Source organism: Mameliella sp. LZ-28 (assembly GCF_012274245.1).
Lineage (GTDB): Bacteria > Pseudomonadota > Alphaproteobacteria > Rhodobacterales > Rhodobacteraceae > Antarctobacter > Antarctobacter albus.
The window spans coordinates 63772-86782 of sequence record NZ_JAANYX010000035.1 but is presented as its reverse complement, the minus strand read 5'-3'; the positions used below and the strand labels follow the sequence as shown (position 1 = coordinate 86782).

The 23011-nt window shown below is 65.3% G+C and carries 27 protein-coding genes; 20 read left to right on the top strand and 7 right to left on the bottom strand.

Features of this window, described 5'->3' with window-relative positions; translation table 11 throughout:
- The first annotated feature begins 179 nt into the window (after positions 1 to 179).
- The 5 genes from phnC (at position 180) to G9Q80_RS22655 (ending at position 4847) form a co-directional block, all read left to right on the top strand.
- Positions 180 to 986 (top strand): phosphonate ABC transporter ATP-binding protein, encoded by an 807-nt coding sequence (gene phnC / locus G9Q80_RS22675; RefSeq protein ID WP_088670163.1) that lies wholly within the window; start codon positions 180 to 182, stop codon positions 984 to 986.
- A gap of 66 nt (positions 987 to 1052) precedes the next feature.
- Positions 1053 to 1958 carry a phosphonate ABC transporter substrate-binding protein gene (gene phnD / locus G9Q80_RS22670; RefSeq protein WP_088670162.1) on the top strand — a complete coding sequence of 302 codons (906 nt, stop codon included), beginning with the start codon at positions 1053 to 1055 and terminating at the stop codon, positions 1956 to 1958.
- A gap of 76 nt (positions 1959 to 2034) precedes the next feature.
- Positions 2035 to 2904: a phosphonate ABC transporter, permease protein PhnE gene (gene phnE / locus G9Q80_RS22665; RefSeq protein ID WP_043141991.1), complete on the top strand. Its 870-nt coding sequence runs from the start codon at positions 2035 to 2037 to the stop codon at positions 2902 to 2904.
- Positions 2901 to 4226 carry a phosphonate ABC transporter, permease protein PhnE gene (gene phnE / locus G9Q80_RS22660; protein ID WP_088715655.1) on the top strand — a complete coding sequence of 442 codons (1326 nt, stop codon included), beginning with the start codon at positions 2901 to 2903 and terminating at the stop codon, positions 4224 to 4226. Before phnE (G9Q80_RS22665) ends, phnE (G9Q80_RS22660) begins: the two co-directional genes overlap by 4 nt.
- 3 nt (positions 4227 to 4229) lie before the next feature.
- A complete protein-coding gene (locus tag G9Q80_RS22655) occupies positions 4230 to 4847 on the top strand; it encodes an LbetaH domain-containing protein (protein WP_088715656.1) in 618 nt (205 codons plus the stop codon).
- Between the two features lie 275 nt (positions 4848 to 5122).
- Here G9Q80_RS22655 and G9Q80_RS22650 read toward each other — a convergent pair whose 3' ends face one another.
- Both G9Q80_RS22650 and phnF read right to left on the bottom strand, forming a co-directional pair.
- Entirely contained in the window at positions 5123 to 6307 is a 1185-nt protein-coding gene (locus G9Q80_RS22650; RefSeq protein WP_043141692.1) for an alpha-D-ribose 1-methylphosphonate 5-triphosphate diphosphatase, read from the bottom strand.
- A gap of 100 nt (positions 6308 to 6407) precedes the next feature.
- Entirely contained in the window at positions 6408 to 7115 is a 708-nt protein-coding gene (gene phnF, locus G9Q80_RS22645; RefSeq protein WP_088715657.1) for a phosphonate metabolism transcriptional regulator PhnF, read from the bottom strand.
- Between the two features lie 101 nt (positions 7116 to 7216).
- On the opposite strand from phnF, the gene phnG reads away from it, so the two are divergent.
- From phnG to G9Q80_RS22630, 3 genes are read left to right on the top strand one after another with little or no spacing between them, the layout of a single operon-like run.
- Entirely contained in the window at positions 7217 to 7657 is a 441-nt protein-coding gene (gene phnG, locus G9Q80_RS22640) for a phosphonate C-P lyase system protein PhnG (protein ID WP_088715658.1), read from the top strand.
- Positions 7657 to 8223, top strand: a complete 567-nt coding sequence (gene phnH / locus G9Q80_RS22635) for a phosphonate C-P lyase system protein PhnH (RefSeq protein ID WP_088715659.1) — start codon at positions 7657 to 7659, stop codon at positions 8221 to 8223. The genes phnG and phnH overlap by 1 nt, the downstream gene beginning before the upstream one ends.
- A 3-nt stretch (positions 8224 to 8226) precedes the next feature.
- Complete coding sequence (locus G9Q80_RS22630; RefSeq protein ID WP_088715660.1) at positions 8227 to 9312, top strand: carbon-phosphorus lyase complex subunit; 1086 nt, start codon at positions 8227 to 8229, stop codon at positions 9310 to 9312.
- A gap of 5 nt (positions 9313 to 9317) precedes the next feature.
- Here the strand turns inward: G9Q80_RS22630 and G9Q80_RS22625 are convergent, their stop codons facing one another.
- Entirely contained in the window at positions 9318 to 9509 is a 192-nt protein-coding gene (locus tag G9Q80_RS22625) for a hypothetical protein (RefSeq protein WP_043141707.1), read from the bottom strand.
- Between the two features lie 113 nt (positions 9510 to 9622).
- Here G9Q80_RS22625 and G9Q80_RS22620 point away from each other — a divergent pair, with 113 nt between their 5' ends.
- From G9Q80_RS22620 to phnN, 4 genes are read left to right on the top strand one after another with little or no spacing between them, the layout of a single operon-like run.
- Entirely contained in the window at positions 9623 to 10489 is an 867-nt protein-coding gene (locus G9Q80_RS22620; protein ID WP_074622666.1) for an alpha-D-ribose 1-methylphosphonate 5-phosphate C-P-lyase PhnJ, read from the top strand.
- A complete protein-coding gene (phnK, locus tag G9Q80_RS22615; RefSeq protein WP_088670154.1) occupies positions 10486 to 11256 on the top strand; it encodes a phosphonate C-P lyase system protein PhnK in 771 nt (256 codons plus the stop codon). Before G9Q80_RS22620 ends, phnK begins: the two co-directional genes overlap by 4 nt.
- A gap of 45 nt (positions 11257 to 11301) precedes the next feature.
- Positions 11302 to 11985 carry a phosphonate C-P lyase system protein PhnL gene (gene phnL / locus G9Q80_RS22610; RefSeq protein WP_043141715.1) on the top strand — a complete coding sequence of 228 codons (684 nt, stop codon included), beginning with the start codon at positions 11302 to 11304 and terminating at the stop codon, positions 11983 to 11985.
- Positions 11985 to 12527, top strand: a complete 543-nt coding sequence (phnN, locus tag G9Q80_RS22605; protein ID WP_088715661.1) for a phosphonate metabolism protein/1,5-bisphosphokinase (PRPP-forming) PhnN — start codon at positions 11985 to 11987, stop codon at positions 12525 to 12527. Before phnL ends, phnN begins: the two co-directional genes overlap by 1 nt.
- Here phnN and G9Q80_RS22600 read toward each other — a convergent pair.
- A complete protein-coding gene (locus tag G9Q80_RS22600) occupies positions 12509 to 13195 on the bottom strand; it encodes a DUF1045 domain-containing protein (RefSeq protein WP_088715662.1) in 687 nt (228 codons plus the stop codon). The genes phnN and G9Q80_RS22600 overlap by 19 nt on opposite strands.
- A 25-nt stretch (positions 13196 to 13220) precedes the next feature.
- Here G9Q80_RS22600 and G9Q80_RS22595 point away from each other — a divergent pair, with 25 nt between their 5' ends.
- A complete protein-coding gene (locus G9Q80_RS22595) occupies positions 13221 to 14387 on the top strand; it encodes an alpha-D-ribose 1-methylphosphonate 5-triphosphate diphosphatase (protein WP_210426239.1) in 1167 nt (388 codons plus the stop codon).
- 92 nt (positions 14388 to 14479) lie between these two features.
- Positions 14480 to 15346 (top strand): sulfotransferase domain-containing protein, encoded by an 867-nt coding sequence (locus tag G9Q80_RS22590; RefSeq protein WP_088715663.1) that lies wholly within the window; start codon positions 14480 to 14482, stop codon positions 15344 to 15346.
- A gap of 9 nt (positions 15347 to 15355) precedes the next feature.
- Here G9Q80_RS22590 and G9Q80_RS22585 read toward each other — a convergent pair whose 3' ends face one another.
- The 3 genes from G9Q80_RS22585 to G9Q80_RS22575 form a co-directional block, all read right to left on the bottom strand.
- On the bottom strand, positions 15356 to 15574 hold the full coding sequence (locus tag G9Q80_RS22585) for a hypothetical protein (protein WP_043141724.1): 219 nt from the start codon (positions 15572 to 15574) through the stop codon (positions 15356 to 15358).
- Between the two features lie 127 nt (positions 15575 to 15701).
- Positions 15702 to 17483: a calcium-binding protein gene (locus tag G9Q80_RS22580; RefSeq protein WP_088715664.1), complete on the bottom strand. Its 1782-nt coding sequence runs from the start codon at positions 17481 to 17483 to the stop codon at positions 15702 to 15704.
- Positions 17484 to 17902: 419 nt separating this feature from the next.
- Positions 17903 to 18298, bottom strand: a complete 396-nt coding sequence (locus G9Q80_RS22575) for a hypothetical protein (protein ID WP_043141727.1) — start codon at positions 18296 to 18298, stop codon at positions 17903 to 17905.
- 385 nt (positions 18299 to 18683) lie between these two features.
- Between G9Q80_RS22575 and rpsA the strand changes: the two genes are divergently transcribed.
- The 6 genes from rpsA (at position 18684) to G9Q80_RS22545 (ending at position 22934) form a co-directional block, all read left to right on the top strand.
- Positions 18684 to 20348, top strand: a complete 1665-nt coding sequence (rpsA, locus tag G9Q80_RS22570; RefSeq protein ID WP_172431497.1) for a 30S ribosomal protein S1 — start codon at positions 18684 to 18686, stop codon at positions 20346 to 20348.
- Between the two features lie 120 nt (positions 20349 to 20468).
- Positions 20469 to 20897 carry a hypothetical protein gene (locus G9Q80_RS22565; protein WP_088715665.1) on the top strand — a complete coding sequence of 143 codons (429 nt, stop codon included), beginning with the start codon at positions 20469 to 20471 and terminating at the stop codon, positions 20895 to 20897.
- Between the two features lie 78 nt (positions 20898 to 20975).
- Positions 20976 to 21308 (top strand): hypothetical protein, encoded by a 333-nt coding sequence (locus tag G9Q80_RS22560; RefSeq protein WP_133065685.1) that lies wholly within the window; start codon positions 20976 to 20978, stop codon positions 21306 to 21308.
- A gap of 220 nt (positions 21309 to 21528) precedes the next feature.
- A complete protein-coding gene (gene ihfB / locus G9Q80_RS22555; protein WP_043141735.1) occupies positions 21529 to 21810 on the top strand; it encodes an integration host factor subunit beta in 282 nt (93 codons plus the stop codon).
- A gap of 3 nt (positions 21811 to 21813) precedes the next feature.
- A complete protein-coding gene (locus tag G9Q80_RS22550; RefSeq protein WP_043141738.1) occupies positions 21814 to 22173 on the top strand; it encodes a lipopolysaccharide assembly protein LapA domain-containing protein in 360 nt (119 codons plus the stop codon).
- 98 nt (positions 22174 to 22271) lie between these two features.
- Complete coding sequence (locus G9Q80_RS22545; protein ID WP_088715666.1) at positions 22272 to 22934, top strand: phosphoribosylanthranilate isomerase; 663 nt, start codon at positions 22272 to 22274, stop codon at positions 22932 to 22934.
- Positions 22935 to 23011 lie beyond the last annotated feature (77 nt).

Genomic DNA, 23011 nt, shown 5'->3' with positions numbered 1-23011 from the left:
AGATTTGCATGCATAGCCGCCTGTAAACAAATGCATGGCTGGTCAATGGCGGGTTAACATGCCCTGCCGCGATGCTGCCGCTGCATAATCCGGGTGGCGTCACAAAAGTTTTGTGCGTTCGTCACGGAACGGACAAGGCATCGCCTTAGCACGCCCCCTCAGACACGAGGGGGTGCTGCGTGCTACGCATCGAACAGTTGACCAAGCGCTTTGGCGCCAATGCTGCCGTGGACAACGTCAGCTTTACCATCGACAAATCCGCGATGATCGGCGTCATCGGGGCCTCGGGCGCCGGCAAGTCGACATTGCTGCGGATGATCAACCGCCTTGCCGATGCAAGCGAGGGCACAATCGCCTTTCAGGGCCGAGACGTGACCCGGCTGACCGGCAGTGCCCGGCGCAAGTGGCAATCCGAATGCGCCATGATCTTTCAGCAGTTCAACCTGGTGCCGCGCATGGACGTGGTGTCGAACGTGCTGCACGGGACGCTGAACCGGCGGTCGACATTTTCGACGCTGTTCAACCTCTACCCGATCGAAGACATCCACACGGCGATCGAGATCCTCGACCGTCTGGGCATCGCCGATCACGCGCCGAAACGGGCCGAGGCCCTGTCCGGCGGCCAGCAACAGCGCGTCGCCATCGCCCGGGCCCTGATGCAGGACCCGCAAATCATCCTGGCGGACGAACCCATCGCCTCGCTCGACCCGATGAATGCCCAGATCGTCATGGATGCGCTGCGCCGCATCCACGAGGAAGACGGCCGCATGGTCATCGCCAACCTGCACACGCTGGATACCGCGCGGCGCTATTGCGACCGGGTGATCGGCATGCGCCGGGGCCGCGTCGTCTTTGACGGCACGCCTGATCAGCTGACCACGGGTGTCGCGCGCGACATCTACGGCGCCGGGGCCGAGTTTTCCGAGGCGGCGACCTCTACCGACATCAATGCTCTGGCGGAAGCGCGACACGCCGTCACCGCCTGAGCCCCCACAGGTTTTCATCCCCCCGGTCAGTGGTTGGCAGGGGCCATTCAACAAAAGAGGAAGACGATGAAAAAGCTCCTTGCAGCTCTTGCAGCAACCACCGCCCTGGCCGCACCGGCAATGGCACAGGAAATCACTGAATTCCGCATCGGCATTCTGGGCGGCGACAACGTCCAGAGCCGTCTGAACAACTACCAGTGCTTCGCCGACTACATCGCCGAAGAGCTGAACGTCGAGGTCAAGCTGTTCACGCCCGCCGACTACAACGGCGTGATCCAGGGCTTCCTGGGCGGCACCCTGGACCTGGCGTGGTTCGGCGCCTCCTCCTACGCCGCCCTGCACCTGCAGGACCCGTCGGCGGGTGAGCCGATCGCCGTCAAGACCAACCTGGACGGGTCGTACAGCTACCACTCGATCGGTTTTGCCCGCAAGGACAGCGGCATCACCTCGGTCGAGGATCTCGAAGGCAAGGTCTTCGGCTTTGGCGACCCGAACTCGACCTCGGGCTACCTGATCCCCTCCGTCGAAATCCCCGCCCAGTACGACGTCACGATGGAGTCGGGTGACTTCTTCGGCGAGGTCAAATTCACCGGCGGCCACGAGCAGACCATCGTCGCGGTCTACAACGGCGACATCGACGCCGGCGTGACCTGGGCCGACGGCCTGGGCAACTGGGAAGACGGCTACAACTCGGGCGCGCTGCGCCGCGCCGTGGACAACGGCCTGGTCGACATGAACGAGCTGGTCCAGATCTGGCAGTCCAAGCCGATCCCGGAAGGCCCCGTGACCATCCGCGAAGCCCTGCCCGCCGAGGTCAAGGAAAAGGTCACCGCCCTGGTCCTGGGTCTCTACGAGAAAGACCAGGAATGCGCCTACAACGTGGCTTTCGGTGAAACCGCCGGTTTCTTCCCGATCACCCACGAGGCCTATGAGACCATCATCGAGGTCCGCAAGAAGAAGATCGACGGCTGATCGCCCTTTCGATCTGACAAAGGCACAGGACCCCGCCCCCTTTCCCGGGCGGGGTTCCCACATGAAGGCAGGGCAGATGACAGACATGACGCAGGGCGGTGCGCCGCTTGCCGCGACGCAGGACAGTTACATGGCAATGGTGCGCCAGAAACGGCTGTACAGCGGGATTGCCATATTGGTCTTCGTTGTCCTGCTGGTTTCTGGCTTTCGTGTCGCGAACGACCGCAATGCCGGGGGGTTCTTCGACGGTATCCACCGGATCTTCGACTTTCCCGCCGACGTGGTGGGCGAGGCCTGGGAAAAGCGCGCCGACTTGGCGGGCCTGCTGTGGAAATACCTGCCCGACCTGATCGAGACGCTGAACATCGCTGCTGTGGCAACGCTGCTGGGCGCCGCGCTGGGGCTGGTGCTGTCGCTCTTGTCCACGCGCGGCATGGCGCGCTGGCCGGTGCTGATCCCGCTGTTCCGCCGCATCATGGACGTGACCCGCGCGCTGCCCGAAATCGTGGTGGCGCTGGTGCTGATCTACATGCTGGGCGGCGGCCCGATCCCGGCAATGATCGCCATCGCGCTGCACACTGCGGGCGCCCTGGGAAAGCTCTATTCCGAGGTGAACGAGAACGCAGACCTGAAACCCGTGGACGGGCTGACATCTGTCGGCGCCACCTGGAGCCAGAAGATGCTGCTGGGGGTCATGCCTCAGGTGGCGCCCAACTATCTCAGCTACGGCCTGCTGCGGTTCGAGATCAACATCCGCGCCTCGGCCATCCTGGGCTTTGTCGGCGCGGGCGGCATCGGCTACGAGCTGCGCAACTCGATGGCCTGGGGGCCGGGCCGCTTTGACGAGGCGGCGGCGATCTTCATCCTGCTCTTTGTCACCATTGTCGTGGTCGACCAACTGTCGTCCAGCCTGCGCAACCGTCTGAGCGAAGGGGCGAAACAATGACCGACGCCAGCCTTTCGATGATCGACCGCCAAGAGGCGGCACAGGCCCTGTTCAAGCGCAAGCGCCTGGTCTCGGTCGCGGTGCCCGCGGTGATCCTGCTGTACCTGGCCTATATCTTCTTTGCCTTCGACGTCATGGGCCTGGCCGAGCGTGCGCGGCTGGACAATGCCATGACGCTGATCCGCGATACCTACAGCTACAAGACCCATGTCACCCGCGCCAATCGCTCGGGCGAGGTCACGATTGCCAAGGAGGGCGAACGGCCCGCGACGTGGCCCGAAGGGCAAAGCCCCGACTGGGTCGCCATCGACGGTGAGACCGTGACCATCGACCTGCCCAGGGGGCATAGCGTCCTGTTCCTGCCGGACCAGACGGCGGTCTATCGTCACCCGGAGTTCGGGGACATCACCGCGAAACTCGATCCCTCCGTTTCCATCAACATCCCCGAGGACGCGCTGCCCGAGTGGATCAGCTATTCGCGGACGCGGCTGGACATCCGGACGGAGGCCGGGCGCCTGACCATGACCCGCGCCAAGACAGAGGTCTTTCGCTATTTCTTTGGCTGGGAGCTGTTCTGGTTCACGCTGGACAGCCCCTATCACGGCACGCCGGTCTGGACGCTGCTATTCGGTCCGCAGATCGACGCCGACCGATCCAACATCGCCGGGGCCTGGCAAGATTTCTGGGCCAACCCGCTGTGGCACCACGGCAAGGTGGCCTGGGCGATTGGCGAAACGATCCTGATGGCCTTTCTGGGTACGATGGGCGCGGCCCTGGTCGCCCTGCCGCTGGCCTTTCTCGCGGCCCGGAACTTTACCCCGGTCGTCGTGGTGCGGCAGTTGGTGCGCCGGGTGTTCGACTTTGTCCGTGGGGTCGATGCGCTGATCTTCACCATCCTGCTCAGCCGCGCCTTCGGGCCCGGCCCGCTGACCGGCGCGCTGGCGATCCTGCTGACCGACACGGGCTCGCTGGGCAAGCTGTTCTCCGAGGCGCTGGAAAACGTCGATCAGAAACAGATCGAAGGGGTCTCCTCGACCGGGGCCAAGCCGCTGCAGCGCTACCGCTTTGGCGTGATCCCGCAGATCACCCCGGTTCTGCTGAGCCAGGTTCTGTATTTCCTCGAATCCAACACCCGTTCCGCCACGATCATCGGCGCGATCACCGGCGGCGGCATCGGCCTGATGCTGACGCAGGCGATCATCACCCAGAAGGACTGGGAAGAGGTCAGCTATTACATCGTGCTGATCGTCCTGATGGTGATCTTCATGGACTGGCTGTCCGGTATCCTGCGCCGCCGCCTGATCAAGGGCGGGGGGCACTGACCCATGTCACGGCTCTCCGCCGAAGGGGCGGTTTTCCATTCGGACTGCGCTATCTCGGAGAGTGACTTTGGCGCCTACACCGAGGTGGGGCATGGCAGCCGCGTCGCCAACAGCCGCTTTGGCGCCTACAGCTATTGCGACCGTTTCTGCGACATCGCCAACGCCGAGATCGGAAAATTTGCCAATATCGCCAGTTTCGTGCGCATCGGCGCGACGGATCACCCGCTGGACCGGGCCAGCCTGCATCATTTCATGTATCGCTCTGCCTCCTACTGGGAGGATGCAGAGGATGATGCCGACTGGTTCACCATGCGCGCCAGCCGCAAGGCCGTGATCGGGCATGACACCTGGATCGGCCACAACGCGCAGGTCAAACCCGAGGTGCGGGTGGGCAATGGCGCGGTGGTCGCCTCTGGCGCCATCGTCACCCGTGACGTGCCGGCCTATACTATCGTGGCGGGCGTTCCGGCCCAGCCGGTGCGCGAACGGTTGCCCCGGGAGCTTGCCGAGCGGGTCGAGGCGCTGGGGTGGTGGGACTGGGATCACGCGGCGCTGCGCGCTGCGCTGGTGGATTTCCGTCAGTTGGGCGTACCCGAGTTCCTGGAGAAATACGCCGGTTGAGGGGCGTCTGGGCAAGGCGCGGCTGAAGACAATATGGGCGGCCTTCTGGCCGCCCGATTGATCCTCGAAATTCCTCGTAACCCACTCACTATGTGTCCCGGGACACTGAAACGAAACCGTCCCGGATCTTGGTCTCACTCACCTGCGCCTTCCTAGCCGGGTGCCGTGACGCTTACGTGAAACTATCAGCAAATTGTCGAAAATGCAGGGGCATGTCGGGCAACTCAGAGTTTCCGCACCGACAGCCGGTTTCTGTCCTGCTGGTTAACGCGGGCTCACTCGGCGGCCAGCCGGATCTCTTCGTTGCCCGCGCTCAGGAACCGCTGTGCGGCCTCGCCGGCAAGGTGGGCGATCCGGCCTTCGCAAATCGTTGCCTCGACCACGCGTGTCTCGGCATTGACCACGGCCAGGTCGGCGCGTCGGCCATAGTCGATCACGCCCCGGTCGGGCAGGCGCAGGATCTCTGCCGGCCGGGTCGAGATCATCGCCCAGGCCTGCGGCAGGTCCATCATCTCTTCGTCGACGAGGTGAAAGGCGGCCTGCAGCAGCGCCGGATAGTAGTAGTCCGACACCAGCGCATCGCAGAGTCGTTCCCGCACCAGGTCCTGTGCCGCGATGTTGCCCGACTGCGAGCCGCCACGCACGACGTTGGGTGCCCCCATCAGGATCGGGTCGCCCACGGCCCGGGCCAGGGCGGCTGCGGCGCGTCGGGTCGGAAACTCGCAGATCTTGGCCCCGATCTGCGAGAAATATTCACGCGTTTCGCCGTCCTCGTCGTCATGGCTGCCATAGCTGACACCCAGCGTGTCAAAGGCCTCGGCCAGGCGGCAGAGATAGCGTGGCACGTCGCGTTTCTGGCCGCGGGCGGCATGGACGACGGCCAGGTGTTCCTCGATCGACCGACCGGCCTGCCGCGCCCAGAGCGCAAGCCGCGCCGGGTCGATCTCGGCCAGCTGGATCGCCTCGTCGAGGTGGTTGTTGAAGACGACATAGTCGATGCGGTGGCGGCGCACGGCGGCCAGCAGACGGTCGGCGGTGTCGACGGTATGGGTCTCGCAGCGGATCTGGACCCGCAGATCGGTCAGCGCCTCGTCGGCATAGTCATCCAGCGCCTTCAGAAAGGCCTCGGCGTGGTCGGGCCCGCGCGCGCCGCCTTCCCAGCTCCAGCTGTGGGCCATCCAGGCGGTGGTGATCCCGTTGGCCGCCGCGTCGCGATCCGTGGCGCGCAGGGCGGTGCGGATCGGAAAGGGGGCCGAGGGGCGGGGCGCCAGGTGGCGTTCAAAGGCGTCGCCGTGCAGGTCGATGATCCCGGGCAGGATGTAGTAGCCGTTCAGGTCGACCTCGGGCAGGGGGCCCTTGGAAATGCGCCCGTCCTCGATGGCGACGGACCGAGACTGCAGCACGCCGTCGCGCAGGACAGTGGCGCCGGTCAGGCGCAGGGAAGAAGGGGCAATTGGCATGGAACCGCTCTGGACTCGAAATGTCCGGCATTTTTAGGCGTTCAATGTATCAACAGGGTGACAAATGGCGGTTTTTTCCATGAAACAAAGGGGGTCGGCGTCATTGTTCCAGCGTCAACGTCACCCTGTCGCCCGCGAACCAGGTGATGCCGTACTCGATCGGCTGACCCGAGGGATCGACGTTGACGCCGGTGGTCCGCAGCAGGGGGGCGCCATCGGGCAGGCGCAGGCGCCGGGCCTGCGTGGGGGTGGCAAGGTGAGCCGTCACCCGGGTCGAGGCGCGGGTGTAGTCGGCCACGCCGCAGGCCGCCAGGGCGGCGGTGACAGAGCTGTGGGCCTGCAGGGCCTCCGGCATTCCGGGCAGCCGCGCGGCGGGAAAGACACCCTCGCCCAGGGCGATCGGTTCGCCATCGGCCGTTGCGATGGTCTCGTAGGCCAGCACCGGGTCGCCTGGGGCGATCCGCAGGGCCTGTGCCTCTTCCCTGTCGGCTGATCGGGTGTCCGACATCAGCAGTTCGCGTCCCGGGACCCGCCCGGCGGCGCGCAGGTTGCGGTGAAAGCGCACACGCTGGCCGATCGGGTATTCGGTCGGGCAGGCGGCGACAAAGACCCCGGCGCCACGCCGCGCATGCACCAGCCCCTTTTCTGCCATGTGCTGCAGGGCGCGGCGCACCGTGTGGCGATTGACCCCGAACCGGGCCGACAGTTCGGCCTCTGTCGGCAGCTTGTCCCCAGGGCCATAGCGCCCGGTGGCGATGTCGCCGGTCAGGCTGTCTGAAATCGCGGTCCAGAGCGCAGGGCGGGGCATGTCACGAAACTTTCACGCTGTTGACCTTGCCCGACTCGCGGACAGGGAGTAGGAATTTGTCTAGTTGTATAAATACTCCGACAACTCCGCAAGGTGTCTAGATGACCGAGATGACCGCCCGCAAAGACTGGATGAGCCTGCTGGCCAAGGCGCCACCCAAGGCCCTGGCCGTGCTTTGGGAGGGGCAGGACGCGCCCGATTTCACCTGGCTGCGCGCGCCGGAAATCGGCGCCGCGATGGTGCGCGGGCGCATGGGCGGCACCGGGGCGCCTTTCAACATGGGCGAGATGACGGTGACGCGCTGTTCGCTGCAACTGGACGGCGGGGCCGTGGGCCATGCCTATGTGCAGGGCCGCGACAAGGCGCATGCGGAACGCGCCGCGCTGGTCGATGCGCTGATGCAGACCGATGCGGCGGAGCGGGTCCGGGCCGAAGTGCTGGAGCCCCTGTCGGCGGACATGACCGGACGGGCCAAGGCGCGCGCGGCAAAGGCGGCCGCCACCAAGGTGGAGTTCTTCACGCTGGTCCGAGGAGAAGACTGATGGACGCTGGGGTTCTCAAGGGCGGTTTTTCCGATGCGCCGGTCGATGCCGCCCGCGCCTTTCGCGCCGCGATGCAGGCGATGGCCCGGCCCGGCACGATCCACGACGTCGCGGGTGCCGAACCGCCCGCGCCTCTGTCACAAGCGGCCGGGGTCCTGATCCTGACACTCTGCGATCCGGAAACGGCTGTGCACCTGGCCGGCGCACATGACTGTGCCGAGGTCCGCGACTGGATCACCTTTCACGCCGGCGCGCCGATGGTCGGTGCCGAAGACTGCGACTTCGCCCTGGGCACATGGGAGGCCCTGCAACCGCTGGATCGGTTCCGCATCGGCACGGCGCAATACCCGGATCGCTCTGCCACGCTGATCGTTGAACGGTCAGAGCTGAAGGCCGAGGGCGCGACCCTGACCGGCCCCGGTATCCGCGAAACGGCCCGCATGTCCTTGCCGGAGGTCGCGGCGTTCCGGACCAATGCCGCGCGATTCCCGCTGGGGTGGGACGCCTATTTCTGTGCCGGAAACCGCCTCGCGGCCCTGCCGCGCAGCACGCAAGTGGAGGGCTGAGCGATGTATGTTGCCGTCAAGGGGGGCGAACACGCCATCGAGAATGCGCACAGCTGGCTGGCCGAGGAACGCCGGGGCGATACCGCCGTCGCAGAATTGACCATCGACCAGATCCGCGAGCAGATGAAACTGGCGGTCAACCGGGTCATGGCAGAGGGCTCGCTCTACGATCCCGACCTGGCCGCGCTGGCGATCAAGCAGGCGCGGGGCGACCTGATCGAGGCGATCTTCCTGATCCGCGCCTATCGCACGACGCTGCCGCGCTTTGGCGCGACGCGGGCCATCGACACGGGTGACATGGCCTGCATCCGCCGTATCTCGGCCACGTTCAAGGACGCGCCGGGCGGGCAGGTCTTGGGGCCGACCTTCGACTACACGCACCGCCTGCTGGATTTCAAACTGGCCGCCGACGGCGAGGTGCCGCCCGCGCCGCAGGCCGCGCCGCGCCAGGAGCCGACACCGCATATCACCGGTTTCCTCAACCGCGAGGGGCTGATCCAGACCGAGGCGGCCAGTGATGAGAACCCGCCGGACCTGACGCGCGAACCGATGGAGCTGCCCGGCAGCCGCGCCCTGCGTCTTCAGGCGTTGACGCGGGGGGATGAGGGGTTTGTCCTTGGCATGGCCTATTCCACGCAGCGTGGCTATGCGCGCAACCACGCCTTCGTCGGCGAGTTGCGCATCGGCACCGTCGCGGTCGAGATGGATATTCCGGAATTGGGCTTTGCCATCGAGATCGGAGAGATCGAGGTGACCGAATGCGAAACGGTCAACCAGTTCACCGGGTCAAAGACGGAACCGCCGCAGTTTACCCGTGGGTACGGTCTTGTCTTCGGACAGACCGAGCGCAAGGCGATTTCAATGGCATTGGTCGACCGGGCGCTGAGGTGGCGTGAACTGGGCGAGGATGACATGGGCGCCCCCGCACAGGACGAGGAATTCGTGCTGTATCACTCGGACAATATCCAGGCGACGGGGTTCCTTGAGCATATCAAGCTGCCGCATTACGTCGATTTTCAGTCCGAGCTGGAGCTGGTCCGGCGCCTGCGCCGCGAAGCCGAGGGCGCGCAGCAGGAGGCGGCAGAATGATCCGGTCAGTCGATCCGGGCGGCGGGGCTGTTCTTCAGCCACCAGGCTTCCTTGCTGTTGGAAACGGTCAGGCGCTTTTCGCTGAAAAGCGTGTTCAGCTTGGAGTCCTCGGGCAACCAGACCGACAGCGCGTAGCGGATGCCGATTGTCAGCACGCCGGCCAGCGTGATCAGGATGATGGTCAATTGATCCGACATATGTCCTCTCCTTTGTCGGTGTGTCGCCCAATGGTTGCGCCTGAACTTGGGCATTCCCGTGACCGAAACGGACAATTCGGGCGCAATTTGCAGGAAATTTCGGGGCCAAGATCATGAGCGACTACAATTTCGCCTACCTTGACGAACAGACCAAGCGGATGATCCGCCGGGCCATCCTCAAGGGGCTGGCCATCCCCGGCTACCAGGTGCCGTTTGCGTCGCGCGAGATGCCCATGCCCTATGGCTGGGGCACCGGCGGCGTGCAGGTATCGGCCGCGACGCTGACGCCGGAGGACCGGCTCAAGGTCATCGATCAGGGCGCCGATGACACCACCAACGCCGTGTCCATCCGCAAGTTCTTTGAACGCACTGCCGGGGTCGAGACCACCGAGGAGACCGCGCAGGCCAGCGTCATCCAGACCCGCCACCGCATCCCCGAAGAGCCGCTGACCGAGGATCAGGTGCTGGTCTACCAGGTGCCGATCCCGGAACCGCTGCGGTTCCTGGAGCCGTCCGAGATCGAGACCCGCAAGATGCACGCGCTGGAGGACTACGGCCTGATGCACGTCAAGCTCTACGAGGACATCGCCCGGCACGGCCAGATCGCCACCGCCTATGCCTATCCGGTCAAGGTCGAGGGGCGCTACGTCATGGATCCCAGCCCGATCCCCAAGTTCGACAATCCCAAGATGTCCGGCATGGCGGCGATCCAGCTGTTCGGCGCGGGCCGTGAACAGAGGATCTACGCACTGCCTCCCTACACTCAGGTCGTTAGCCTCGATTTCCGGGACTACCCTTTCGAGGCTTCCAAGGCCGATGCGCCCTGCGATCTTTGCGGGGCAGAGGACAGTTACCTGGACGAGGTCATCGTGGACGACGCGGGCGGGCGGATGTTTGTCTGTTCCGACACCGATTATTGCCGGGCCCGCCGCGCGGCAGGTCATGTGGGCGCGCAGGGCAAGACGGAGGATGCCGCATGACACCGCTGTTGAAGGTCGAGGGCCTGACCAAACGTTACGGCGCCCGGATCGGCTGTTCCGATGTGTCCTTCGATCTCTGGCCGGGCGAGGTCATGGGGATCGTGGGGGAAAGCGGCTCGGGCAAGTCGACCCTGCTGAACTGCATGGCTGGCCACCTGGCCCCCGACGCGGGCCGCGTGATGTTCGACACCCGCACCGAGGGGCTGCAGGACACCATCACCATGTCCGAACCGGAACGGCGGATGCTGGGCCGGACCGACTGGGCCTTTGTCCACCAGCACGCCCGCGATGGGCTGCGCATGAACGTCAGCGCGGGCGGCAACGTGGGCGAACGGCTTATGGCCGTGGGCGCGCGCCACTACGGCGAGATCCGCGACAGCGCCGAGGACTGGCTGGGCCGGGTGGAAATCGACGCCAGCCGGATCGACGACCGGCCCACGGCCTTTTCCGGCGGGATGCAGCAACGGTTGCAGATCGCGCGCAACCTGGTGACCGGACCGCGCCTTGTCTTCATGGACGAACCCACCGGCGGGCTGGATGTCAGCGTGCAGGCGCGCCTGCTGGACCTGCTGCGCGGACTTGTCCGCGAGATGGGGCTGTCGGCGATCATCGTAACCCATGACCTTGCCGTCGTGCGGCTGTTGGCGGACCGGCTGATGGTGATGAAGGACGGGCATGTGGTCGAGGCAGGGCTGACCGACCAGGTGCTGGACGATCCACAGCACGCCTATACCCAGCTCCTGGTCAGTTCGGTGCTGCAGGTCTGAGTGTTTCGCGCGCGAAACATATAATTTTAACAATAGGTTAATGCCATGATCGAAATTCGGGATGTGTCCAAGACCTTTACCCTGCACAACCAGGGCAGCGCGGTCATCCGGGTGATGGAGGGCGCCTCGCTTTCCGTCGCGGCGGGCGAATGCGTGGCCCTGACCGGCGCCTCGGGCGCCGGGAAATCCACGCTGATGCGCATGATCTACGGCAACTACCTGGCCGCGTCCGGAGAGATCCTGATCGGCGGTGTCGACGTGGTGCGGGCCCAACCGCGCGAGATCATCCGCCTGCGGCGCGAGGCGCTGGGCTATGTCAGCCAGTTCCTGCGCGTGGTGCCCCGGGTGCCGACGCTGGACGTGGTGGCGGAACCGCTTCTGGCGGTGGGCGTGGACCGCGCGGCGGCCATGGACCGGGCGCGCGACCTGCTGACCCGCCTGCGCATCCCCGAACGTCTGTGGAGCCTCTCGCCCACCACCTTTTCCGGCGGCGAACAGCAGCGGGTGAATATCGCGCGGGGTTTTGCCCACGCCTATCCGGCGCTCTTGCTGGACGAACCAACCGCCTCGCTGGATGCGGCGAACCGCGACACGGTGCTAGACCTGATCCATGAGGCCAAGGCGCGCGGCGCGGCCATCGTGGGCATCTTTCACGACGCCGAGGCGCGCGACGCGGTCTGTGATCGCGTGGTGGATGTGACCGGCTTTTCCCCGCAGGCGGCGGCCTGATGTCGGGACGGTTCATCGCGGTGGTGGGGCCGTCGGGTGTTGGCAAGGACAGCGTCATGGCGGCGCTGGCGGAACGCGATCCCCGGTTTGTCCTGCTGCAACGCAGGATCACCCGCCCGCAGGAGGCGGGGGGCGAGGATCACTTTGCCATCACCGGGGCCGAGTTCGAGCAGGTGGAACGCGCGGGCGGCTTTGCCCTGTCGTGGCGCGCGCACGGTCTGGCCTATGGCATCCCGGTCGCGGTGGATCAGCAACTTGCCCAGGGCAGTGACGTGCTGGTGAACCTGTCGCGGGCTGTCCTGATGCAGGCACAGGCGCGGTTCCCGCGGTTCGTCGTCCTGTCCCTGACGGCCCCCGCCGAGGTGCTGGCGCGCCGTCTGGCCGGACGAGGCCGCGAAAGCGCCGAGGAGATCGCCGCGCGCCTCTCCCGCAAGGGGGATGCCCTGCCTGCCGGGCTGCCGGTGATCGAGATCGACAATTCCGGCCCGCTGGAGCGCACCGTCGAGACCATCCTGGCCCGGCTTCAGCCGGAAAGGGCGTAGCGGTGCAGTTCGTGGAAATAGCCGGTGGAATCCTCGCCGCACAGCGTCAGCGCCTCCACCGTGAAGGGGCTTGGCAGGTGCGGTTCGATGTGGGGCAGCAGGGCGCTGCGCACCTGTTCGGCCGTGTCACGGTCCAGCTTGCCGCTCAGCGTGATGTGAAAGCGGAACTGGTCCATCACGTAGGGATAGCCCCAGCGGGTCAGCAGTGCCTCTTGTCGGTCGTTCAGGCCGGACTTGCGGCGATTGTCCAGCTCTGCCTCGGTCAGGGGCGCACGGAACGGGTCCAGCGCCTCGACCGTCCGGGCGGCCAGCGTGGACAGGGCGCCGGTTTCGCCGACGGGCGTCAGGGCCAGGAAGCGGCCCAGCCGGGTCAGCGCCAGCCCGTCCAGCGTCACCGGCGCCTGGGTCGCGCAAAAGCGGGCAAAGCCATCGTGCAGCGCGTCGAAATCCATGCCCCCGACCAGTCGGAAGGGCGGCTTGATCGTGCCGTGCAGCCCGTACTTGCGCGGGGTGGCGGTGATCTCATGGGCGGGCAGCGGCAGGCCGTGAACCACAGGCGCGTCGGGCCGTTCGCCCGTCGCGGCGTTCCAGCCCAGCCAGGCGGCGCCGAAATCGGACAAGGGACCCTGCGGCAGGGTTACATAGACAGCGTAACGGGAGAAATGCATGACGACCTCCACTCTTGCCGAGCCTATGCCCGATGCGCGTGACGGCGGCGTGACAGAGAGCCTGGCATTTGCCAATGCGACACTGGTGCTGCCGGATCGTGTGGCCCGCGGCTGGCTGCAGGTCGAAAATGGCGTCATCGTCGGGATGGGCGAGGGGGCAAGGGTGCCTGCCGGTGCGGTCGATTGCGGCGGGGATTTCCTGGCGCCGGGGCTGATCGAGCTACACACCGACAACCTGGAACGCCATATCGAACCGCGCCCCGGCGTCGACTGGCCCCATGCGGCGGCCATCGTCGCCCATGACGCCGAGCTGGCCTCGACCGGTATCACCACGGTCTTCGACGCGATGCGGGTGGGGTCGATCCCGACGGGCAAGGGGCGGTACAGGAAATACGCCAGGTCGCTGGCCAGCGAGATGCTGGACCTGCGCGCCGCCGACATGCTCAAGATCAGCCATTTCCTGCACCTGCGGGCCGAGGTCTGTTCCGAGACGCTGGCCGAAGAGCTGGCAGAATTCGGGCGCGAGGACCGTGTGGGCCTTGTCAGCATCATGGACCACACGCCCGGCCAACGGCAGTTCCGGGACATCTCGAAGCTGGAACAATACGTCAAATCGAAACGCGGCATGTCGGATGCCGAGTTCATCGAACATATCGCCCACCTGAAAGAGCTGCGCGCCCGTAACGGCGCCGCGCACGAGGCGGTATCCGTCAGGGAGGCGGCGCGCTTTGGCGCGGTGCTGGCCAGCCATGACGATACCACAGCCGACCAGGTCGCCGTCTCTGCGGGCTATGGCATTCGGCTGGCCGAGTTCCCGACCACTATCGAGGCGGCACAGGCCTGCCACGACCACGCCATCGCGGTGATGATGGGGGCGCCGAACCTGATCCGGGGCGGCTCTCACTCCGGCAACGTCGCGGCAGAGGAGCTGGCGCGCGAAGGACTGCTGGACATCGTGTCGTCCGACTATGTTCCGGCGGCGCTGCTGCTGGCCGCCGTCCGCCTGGGGGAGATCTGGGGCGACATGGCGCGCGGGATCGCGACGGTGACGAAGGCGCCCGCCGAAGCGGTGGGGCTGGATGACCGGGGCGTTCTGAAAGAAGGCCGCCGGGCGGATCTGATGCGTTTCCGCGTCGCCGAACATGTGCCCCTGTTGCGGGGCGTCTGGAGCAGGGGGAAACAGGTGGCCTGAGGCCCGGGAAAAACCGCTGCGCGATGCGCGGATCCTGACGTAGTCTGGACCTGTTCGGAATTTGCCGGGCGGCAGACAAGGGATCCGCGCATATGTTGACCGCCGCCGAGGCGCCCCGCCGCGTCTTTACCGATCCCCTGACGGACTCGTCGCGGTGGTCCCACTTCGTTCCGCGGGCGGGCGACATCGTCGTCTCGACCCCGCCGAAATCCGGCACGACCTGGACGCAGGGTATTCTTGCCATGCTGATCGCGGGTGATCCGGAGGTGGATGCGCAGACCTCGATGAAATCGCCCTGGATCGACATCAATGTCCGCGACGTGGGCGAGGTCATGGCGCGGCTGGAGGCGCAGGAACACCGGCGGCAGGTCAAGACGCATTCGCCGTTCGACTGCATCCCGGTCTGGGCCGAACTGCGCTATGTCACCGTCTACCGGCACCCGATCGACGTGCATTTCTCGATGCGCAAGCACCGGCGCAACATGGGCTCGCACATTGGCCTGCCACCGCTGCCCGAGGACTCGTCCGAGAGTTTCCGGGAGTTCCTCTCAGGCGAGGACCACGCAAGCCTGCCGGCGATCCTCGACCATTTCCAATGCACGCGGGCGCGCGAGTCGCGCGAAAACCTGATCCGGCTGCACTACGCCGACATGCTGCGCGATCTGCCGAGCGCCGTGGCGCAGATCGCCGGGCATGTGGGCATCGACCATCCGCCCGAGGTGATGGCGGCCTGCGTCGAGGCGGCGACATTCGACAACATGAAGGCCAACGCGGATCGCTTTACCCCCTCGGCAGGGCAGGGGTTCTGGACCAGCGATGCGGGGTTCTTCGACAGTGCCACGTCCAACAAGTGGGAAGGACGTCTGACCGAGCATGACCTCGCGGCCTATGATGCCGTGATGACGAGGGCCTTGTCACCAGAGGACCGGCGCTGGCTGGAATGGGGGAGCGCGGGCTGAACCGGCCAGTCAGTCGGAACGCCCGCTGCGTTCGATCCGGCGCGTGCGGCGTTCCTCTCCGGATTGGTAGATCAGGATCCAGGCCAGCAGGATGAACATCGGGTGGGTCAGCCCGCCCGAGAAGATGATCGCCGGAATCCAGATCAGCAGGACGATGATCGCAAGGAAGATGCGCCCGGTCAGAAGGACCGAGAGCGGCGGCAGGAAAAGGGCGAGGACGTAGTTCATTCAAGGGTCCCAGGGCGTTTGCTGCAATGTTTCTGCGATTAACATGGGGTCTGCGGCCAGGAATGAAAGGGCCTGGAGCCCCGGGGGAGGGAGGGCCGGGGCAAAGCCCGGCCCCCGAACGGTGCGCTCAGAGCGCGAAATCATCCGCCGTCAGGCCGATCACATCGGCCACGCGGATCTCCCCCTCGACCGTGGCGAGGTTGGCGTCCAGGTTGATCTGAACGATGGTCGAGCCGCTGCCCGTCTCGATCAGGCGGACCTGGTTCGCGGCTGTGAACGGTCCGGTGCCGACAAATGCCAGCGACCCGTCGATGATCCCGGCGAGGTCGATCACGTCCGCGCCCTGGTCAAAGTCAAGGATCTGGTCGCGGCTGGCGCCGGTTCCCGCCTCGGCGGCAGAGGCAAATCGGAAGGTGTCGGAATCCTGCCCCCCTGTCATAAAGTCAAGCCCGGTGCCGCCCGAGATCGTGTCGGCGCCGTCGCGTCCGCGCAGCACGTCAGTCCCGTCACCCCCGCGCAACACGTCGTCACCCGATCCACCGTCGAGCGTGTCGTCGTTCTCGCCGCCGTCCAGCAGATCATTGCCTTCGTGGCCCGCCAGCACGTCATTGCCGGACCCGCCGTTCAGGGTGTCATTGCCGGAAAACCCGCCCAGCGTATCGTTGAACGATCCGCCGTCGAGAGAGTCGTCGCCCGCTCCGCCGTTCAGGTCATCCGTGCCCGCGCCGCCCAGCAGGGTGTCGTGGCCAGGACCGCCGGTGATGATGTCGTTGTCCGCGCCGCCGTTGACCAGGTCGTCACCGATGCTGCCGGCCAACTCGTCGTCTCCGTCGCCGCCCTGGATATCGTCATTGCCCGCACCGCCGTTGATCGTGTCGGACGCGCCTTCCCCCAGCAAGAGGTTGTCGCCGCGATTGCCGTTGATCGTCTCGGACAAGTTTGACCCCCGCACTTCGAGATCGTCGCCGCCCAGCAGGCGGATTTCCTCGAAATTGACTGCATCAAGGACATCCCCCCGCGCCAGCAGGAGATCTATGCCCAGGCCGCCGTCGACCTGGGCGTCGTTCTGATCGATCATGATGGTGTCGTTGCCGGACCCGCCATCGACGACGCCTGTCACGGTGCCGCCGAAGCCGATGAAGGTATCGTTGTCAAAGCCAAGGTCCAGATTGCCGGAGACGACACCGTCGTTGCGGACGGTATCGTTACCGTCGAGCATGCCGACGTCGCCTTCGATCAGGCCCGAGTTGCGCAGGATGTCATTGCCATCGTTGGTGCGGATGGCCTCGAACCCACCCTGGATGGTGCCGGAGTTGTCGATGATCACCACGCCGGTTGGCCCGGCGGCCCCGACAGCGCGGAATTGCCCGGTCACGAGGCCGGAGTTCACCAGTTTGTATTCGTCGTTGTTGCGGAAATCGATCGCTTCGCTGTTGCTGGAAATCGTACCGGAATTGATCACGGTTGTTGCGCGGTCGGTCTCGATGGCATGGGTGACGCCGCTGATGTGGCCCGTGTTGACGATGGTCGCAGTATCCCCGGCAACAGCGCCGGAAATGAAAAATCCCTCGTCGCCGCCACTGATCTCGCCGTGGTTCTCGACGTAGAAGTCGGTTCCGCTGGCACTTGCAAAGATGAGTATGGCGCTGTCGAAGGCCCGGATGATCCCGGTGGGGCCGTTATAGATCGACGCATCGAAGTCGAAGCCGTTCCCGGTTCCGATGCTGAACGCGTCGTCATCCGCCGAGATGATGATGCCGTCGTTGTAGAAATCGAAGGTGCCCCCGGCGCCTGCCTCGATCGTATTGGTGCTGGCGCCGGTGGTGCTGCGCACGCTGTTGGGCAGCAGGAAAGTGATGTCGCCAGGAGCGGTCACGACGGTGCCGCTGCCGGATGAAAGTATGGTCATGGGAGACTCCTTTGTCGAATTTGGTGCAAGTGGTTTCGGGGCGCAAACCCTGCTGCGAGGCACCGTCCCGGGCTGATCCGGGACGCCGGGGCTGGTGCCGGAGGTTCCGCTTTCTGAACGCGCTCCGATGGGGGGTCATGCGGGCCTCGTGGCGGACGTCTCGGCAGTGCCGGCACCCTCCATGCCGGCCAAGTGCCTGAAGCGTGCAGTCGTGCCGCCGGGTTGCAAGGGGCAGGGGGCGAACAGAGGGCGGGCGACTGTTCCCGCCCAAAACGGCTGTGTAAATTCCAGCACAAATCACGAAGCCAGGCAAATCCGGGTGTCGGCAAGGGGGCGGCTGGGCGGATCGACGCTGTACTGTACGGCGCGTGGGATGCGCATTCCCCGGCGGTCGGTGCAGAACGGCGATTGGCCGCGACCTAGCGGATGTTCGCGCTCCAGGTGCCGCCACCGCCGCAACTGGCCGATCCGTTGCCCCTGTAGGGCAGTCCGTTCGTGACGTCGCGTGGATACCAGGTGCCGGACAGAGAGCACCCCGCGAGTCCGCCCGTCGCCGTGACCACGCTGAGGCTCCGACCGGTCATGCCGACCGTCGCGGTGCCTTCCCAACGGGCGGTCGTGGTCCAGACATAATAGTTCCACATGCTGTCCGCCGCACAGGTGAGGCGACGCAGTTCAAAGCCGTAGATCGTGCTGCCAATGTCTATCCGGCCCTGCCAGTTCGAGCCTCTGCTGTCACAGTTCTGGGCTGCTGCGCCGCCCGCCAGTGTGATCGAGAACGCAAGCGCGGCTGTCGTTGCAGTCAGGAGTTTCATGGGTGCCTCCGAAAAATGTAGGTGTGAAAAAAACATACGTCACGCGGGAAAATCGTGGCCGAAGGATACGGCAAAATGGGGTTTGAGTCGACGCCGCGCCCTTGGCAGGTCCTCACGGGTCACGGCTGGACGCTTGCGCCGCCTTCGGGACCGGTTCCTGGCGCTTGCTCGGGTCCGGGGCTTGATCCTGCGGCATCCTTGCTCTATACCGCGCGCGTCGACAAGGCAGCAAACGCCGCGGCAAAAGAGATCGAGCAGGGTCGGACATCTCCGGCCCTCTTTGTTTTGCGGCAGCTAAAGAGACCAATCCAAGACCGGCGGAGACAACCGCTCGGCCAGAAAAAACCGTTGTAAAGGACCAAACACACATATGCCCAGCGCATCGATGGAGGAATTCGAGGCCCTCCTTAATGAAAGCCTCGAAATGGACACGCCCGATGAGGGCACTGTCGTCAAAGGCAAGGTCATCGCGATCGAAGCGGGACAAGCCATCATCGACGTCGGCTACAAGATGGAAGGCCGTGTCGAGCTCAAGGAATTCGCGGAACCCGGTGAACAGCCCGACGTGAACGTCGGCGACGAGGTCGAGGTTTACCTGCGTGCCGCAGAAAACGCCCGTGGCGAAGCCGTCATCTCGCGCGAGATGGCCCGCCGCGAAGAAGCCTGGGACCGCCTGGAGAAGGCCTATGCCGACGACGCCCGCGTCGAAGGTGCCATCTTCGGCCGCGTCAAGGGTGGCTTCACCGTCGATCTCGGCGGCGCCGTGGCCTTCCTCCCCGGTTCGCAGGTCGATGTGCGCCCCGTGCGCGACGCCGGCCCGCTGATGGGTCTCAAGCAGCCGTTCCAGATCCTCAAGATGGACCGTCGCCGTGGCAACATCGTTGTCTCGCGCCGCGCGATCCTCGAAGAGAGCCGCGCCGAACAGCGCGCCGAGGTCATCGGCAAGCTGCAAGAGGGCGACGCGGTTGACGGCGTGGTCAAGAACATCACCGAGTACGGCGCCTTCGTCGACCTGGGCGGTGTGGACGGCCTGCTGCACGTCACCGACATGGCATGGCGCCGTGTGAACCACCCCTCCGAGATCCTGTCGATCGGCGAGACCGTCAAGGTCCAGGTCATCAAGATCAACAAGGAAACCCACCGTATCAGCCTGGGCATGAAGCAGCTGCAGGAAGATCCGTGGGACCTGGTGGGCGTCAAGTACCCGCTGGCCTCTGTCCACAAGGGCCGCGTCACCAACATCACCGATTACGGCGCCTTCGTCGAGCTGGAGCCGGGTGTCGAAGGTCTGGTGCACGTTTCGGAAATGTCCTGGACCAAGAAGAACGTCCACCCGGGCAAGATCGTCTCCACCTCGCAAGAGGTCGACGTCATGGTCCTGGAAATCGACAGCGCCAAGCGCCGCGTTTCGCTGGGTCTCAAGCAGACCATGCGCAACCCGTGGGAAGTATTCTCCGAGACCCACCCGGAAGGCACGCAGGTCGAGGGCGAAGTCAAGAACATCACCGAATTCGGTCTGTTCATCGGCCTCGAAGGCGAGATCGACGGCATGGTCCACCTTTCGGACCTCAGCTGGGATCAGCGCGGCGAGGAAGCCATCCAGGAATACCGCAAGGGTGACGTGGTTCAGGCCGTCGTCTCCGAAGTGGACGTCGAGAAAGAGCGTATCTCGCTCTCGATCAAGGCCCTGGGCGGCGACAAGTTCGCCGATGCGGTTGGCGGCGTGAAGCGCGGCTCGATCGTGACCGTCGAAGTCACCGCGATCGAAGACGGCGGCATCGAGGTGGAATACGAAGGCATGAAGTCCTTCATCCGCCGCTCCGACCTGTCGCGTGACCGTGCCGAGCAGCGCCCCGAGCGTTTCTCGGTCGGCGACAAGGTCGACGTCCGCGTGACCAACATCGACAACAAGACCCGTCGTCTGGGCCTGTCGATCAAGGCACGCGAGATCGCCGAAGAGAAAGAGGCCGTCGAACAGTACGGTTCCTCCGACTCCGGTGCATCGCTGGGCGACATCCTGGGCGCCGCGCTCAAGTCCGGCGACGAGTGATCGTCGCACGGCCTTCGGGCTGAAAAGCTCAGGGCCCCCGCAATCGCGGGGGCCTTTTTTGTTGCGGCTTGCACGCTCCGGGACGGACGTTAGGCTCGGGCCGGGCAACAGGGGGTATCCATGCGGGCAGGTGGACTGGATCTGAGCGGCGACTGGACCGGCGTCTATGACTACGGCCAGGACGGGGACGGATCGGTCCCCTTTGCCGCGACGCTCTTTGACGTGGGCGGGGTGATCTGGGGCACGACGCTGGAACCCAATACATTCGCCCCGGACGCGGGCGCCGAGCTGGAGGCCGAGATCAGCGGCAGCCGCAGCGGTCACGAGGTGCATTTCCGCAAGGCCTACCTTGGCCGCCCCGTAAACGGACAGGAGCCAGTGCATTACACCGGCCATGTCGCGGCTGACGGCAACCGGATCGAGGGCAACTGGACAATCCGCGCTCTGGGCCTGTTCCTGTCCGGGCCCTTCGTGATGAACCGTATCAAGGGCACCGCGGCCCGCGCTCGTCTTGGCGCCCGTGCGGGAGAAACGGTCGAGGTCTTTTGAACGCGATGCAGGAAAGGCTCGCCTTCCTGTCGCGGGTTTGCTTTGCTCGGACGGCGAGTCGGTGCTGGAGGTGATGCGATGCGCAGGATGACGGGGCGGGTTGTGGCCTTCTGTATGCTGGCGATCCTGTGCGGGCCGGTGCTGGCCCAGGATCAAATCGTGATCCCGGATGAGGACACGCGTTTCATCCAGGAGGCCCCCACCGGCGGCGGAACCGGCCTGACCATGCGCGCGGTGACGGTCAAGGATCAGAACCAGCTGCGCGGCGCCTTCGGCGACAAGTGGCAGCCCGACGAGGTCCGTGCCCGGGCGGCGCAGGTCTGTGCGGAGGCGGGTATGCGGCTGGTCTATTTCCAGCCCGGAAACAGGGATTCCAAGGGGCGCACGCAATTCGCGGCGGTGTGCCAGTAGGTCCCGGGCGCCCCGAATCGCGTGAATTGCATTCGGTCGATACGGCGCCGCGCGGCGCTGAACACGGCACCGTTCGCTGCCGAAACGGGCGGAAATCAGCGCAAAGCGCGGAAAAACATGGGTTTTCCCCGAAAATGCACGGTTCCCGTTTGATCCTGCCCCGCGTATAGTTTGGCTGAAATAACAAGGCCAAGGCCGATTCCACCGGGGGGCGTGGGGGATGATCAGATCCGAATTGATCCAGAAGATTGCAGACGAAAACCCGCATCTGTATCAGCGTGATGTGGAGAGGATCGTGAACACGATCTTCGACGAGATCACCAATGCCATGTCCCGGGGCGACCGGGTCGAGCTGCGGGGCTTCGGGGCCTTTTCGGTCAAGAAGCGGGACGCGCGCGTCGGGCGGAACCCCCGAACGGGAGAGTCGGTCCAGGTCGAGGAAAAGCACGTTCCCTTCTTCAAGACCGGCAAGCTCCTGCGCGACCGCCTGAACGGAAAGTAATCCATGCGCTACATCCGCTATGCCATTTATGCCGCTGTGCTCATTGTCCTGACGGTCATCTGCGTGGCGAACCTGCAATGGGTGACACTGAACACCCTGCCCGAGGGGCTGGCGCGCATCCCGCAACTGGGCTGGCTGGCCTATTCGGTCGACGTGCCGTTGTTCGCGGTGGCGCTGGGCTTCCTCGTGCTGGGCTGGGTGCTGGGCGAAGTCTTTGAATGGCTGCGCGAGTACAAGTACCGTGCCGAGGCTTCGGCCAAGAAGACCGAGGTGCGCAAGCTGGAACGCCAGCTGAAGAAGACCCAGGCCGAGCGCGACAAGGACAAGGACGAGGTCCTGGCGATTCTCGACCAGGCCAGCTGAGCGCTGGTGTCGCGTGGGGGAGGGGGCGCTGCCCCCTCTTGGCCTGACGGCCAATTCACCCCAGGGTGTATTTTTACCAAGAAGAAACAGGGGCTTGGATGGCGGACGTCCGGGTAAAGATCTGTGGCCTGACGCGGCCCGGGGACATGGAGATGGTCGCCGGGGCAGGGGCGAGCTATGCGGGCCTCGTGTTCTTTGGCAAGAGCCCGCGCAACGTGACGCCCGAGGTGGCGCGGGACCTGGCGCTGGAGGCGCCGGTGGGGCTGGCCAAGGTCGGCCTCATGGTGAACCCGACGGATGAGTTTCTGGACGAGGTCATGCGGCTGGTGCCGCTGGACATGGTGCAGTTGCACGGCGCCGAGACGCCGGAGCGGGTGGCGGAGGTGCGCGCGCGCTGGGGGCTGCCGGTGATGAAGGCGGTGGGCGTGGGCACAGCCGAGGACCTGGAAAAACTGGCCGTTTATCAGCAGGTTGCCGATCAGATCCTGGTGGATGCCAAGCCGCCCAAGGGGGCGGATCTGCCGGGTGGAAACGGGCTGGCCTTTGACTGGAAACTGATTGCCGGGCGGCGCTGGTCGCGGCCCTGGATGCTGGCGGGCGGGCTGACGCCAGAGAACGTGGGCCTGGCCGTGGCGATGACCGGCACGGCGCAGGTGGATGTCTCTTCGGGGGTCGAAAACGCGCCGGGGATCAAGGATGCGGGCAAGGTCCGCGCCTTTGTCGAGGCCGCCAAAGGGGCAGAGGCGGCGCCGCGCCTCTAGCCCGCAGGTTTGTACAAAACGTACGTTTTGTACGTCGATTCCAGCATTTTGTACAAAGCGCTAAGGCCGCGTTAACC

Excerpts from the sequence above, each read along its gene's own strand:
- phnD (WP_088670162.1), top strand. The coding sequence starts at position 1,053 with ATGAAAAAGCTCCTTGCAGCTCTTGCAGCAACCACCGCCCTGGCCGCA.
- phnE (WP_043141991.1), top strand. The coding sequence starts at position 2,035 with ATGACAGACATGACGCAGGGCGGTGCGCCGCTTGCCGCGACGCAGGAC.
- phnE (WP_088715655.1), top strand. The coding sequence starts at position 2,901 with ATGACCGACGCCAGCCTTTCGATGATCGACCGCCAAGAGGCGGCACAG.
- G9Q80_RS22655 (WP_088715656.1), top strand. The coding sequence starts at position 4,230 with ATGTCACGGCTCTCCGCCGAAGGGGCGGTTTTCCATTCGGACTGCGCT.
- G9Q80_RS22650 (WP_043141692.1), bottom strand. The coding sequence starts at position 6,307 with ATGCCAATTGCCCCTTCTTCCCTGCGCCTGACCGGCGCCACTGTCCTG.
- phnF (WP_088715657.1), bottom strand. The coding sequence starts at position 7,115 with ATGCCCCGCCCTGCGCTCTGGACCGCGATTTCAGACAGCCTGACCGGC.
- phnG (WP_088715658.1), top strand. The coding sequence starts at position 7,217 with ATGACCGAGATGACCGCCCGCAAAGACTGGATGAGCCTGCTGGCCAAG.
- phnH (WP_088715659.1), top strand. The coding sequence starts at position 7,657 with ATGGACGCTGGGGTTCTCAAGGGCGGTTTTTCCGATGCGCCGGTCGAT.
- G9Q80_RS22630 (WP_088715660.1), top strand. The coding sequence starts at position 8,227 with ATGTATGTTGCCGTCAAGGGGGGCGAACACGCCATCGAGAATGCGCAC.
- G9Q80_RS22625 (WP_043141707.1), bottom strand. The coding sequence starts at position 9,509 with ATGTCGGATCAATTGACCATCATCCTGATCACGCTGGCCGGCGTGCTG.
- G9Q80_RS22620 (WP_074622666.1), top strand. The coding sequence starts at position 9,623 with ATGAGCGACTACAATTTCGCCTACCTTGACGAACAGACCAAGCGGATG.
- phnK (WP_088670154.1), top strand. The coding sequence starts at position 10,486 with ATGACACCGCTGTTGAAGGTCGAGGGCCTGACCAAACGTTACGGCGCC.
- phnL (WP_043141715.1), top strand. The coding sequence starts at position 11,302 with ATGATCGAAATTCGGGATGTGTCCAAGACCTTTACCCTGCACAACCAG.
- phnN (WP_088715661.1), top strand. The coding sequence starts at position 11,985 with ATGTCGGGACGGTTCATCGCGGTGGTGGGGCCGTCGGGTGTTGGCAAG.
- G9Q80_RS22600 (WP_088715662.1), bottom strand. The coding sequence starts at position 13,195 with ATGCATTTCTCCCGTTACGCTGTCTATGTAACCCTGCCGCAGGGTCCC.
- G9Q80_RS22595 (WP_210426239.1), top strand. The coding sequence starts at position 13,221 with ATGCCCGATGCGCGTGACGGCGGCGTGACAGAGAGCCTGGCATTTGCC.
- G9Q80_RS22590 (WP_088715663.1), top strand. The coding sequence starts at position 14,480 with ATGTTGACCGCCGCCGAGGCGCCCCGCCGCGTCTTTACCGATCCCCTG.
- G9Q80_RS22585 (WP_043141724.1), bottom strand. The coding sequence starts at position 15,574 with ATGAACTACGTCCTCGCCCTTTTCCTGCCGCCGCTCTCGGTCCTTCTG.
- G9Q80_RS22580 (WP_088715664.1), bottom strand. The coding sequence starts at position 17,483 with ATGACCATACTTTCATCCGGCAGCGGCACCGTCGTGACCGCTCCTGGC.
- G9Q80_RS22575 (WP_043141727.1), bottom strand. The coding sequence starts at position 18,298 with ATGAAACTCCTGACTGCAACGACAGCCGCGCTTGCGTTCTCGATCACA.
- rpsA (WP_172431497.1), top strand. The coding sequence starts at position 18,684 with ATGGAGGAATTCGAGGCCCTCCTTAATGAAAGCCTCGAAATGGACACG.
- G9Q80_RS22565 (WP_088715665.1), top strand. The coding sequence starts at position 20,469 with ATGCGGGCAGGTGGACTGGATCTGAGCGGCGACTGGACCGGCGTCTAT.
- G9Q80_RS22560 (WP_133065685.1), top strand. The coding sequence starts at position 20,976 with ATGCGCAGGATGACGGGGCGGGTTGTGGCCTTCTGTATGCTGGCGATC.
- ihfB (WP_043141735.1), top strand. The coding sequence starts at position 21,529 with ATGATCAGATCCGAATTGATCCAGAAGATTGCAGACGAAAACCCGCAT.
- G9Q80_RS22550 (WP_043141738.1), top strand. The coding sequence starts at position 21,814 with ATGCGCTACATCCGCTATGCCATTTATGCCGCTGTGCTCATTGTCCTG.
- G9Q80_RS22545 (WP_088715666.1), top strand. The coding sequence starts at position 22,272 with ATGGCGGACGTCCGGGTAAAGATCTGTGGCCTGACGCGGCCCGGGGAC.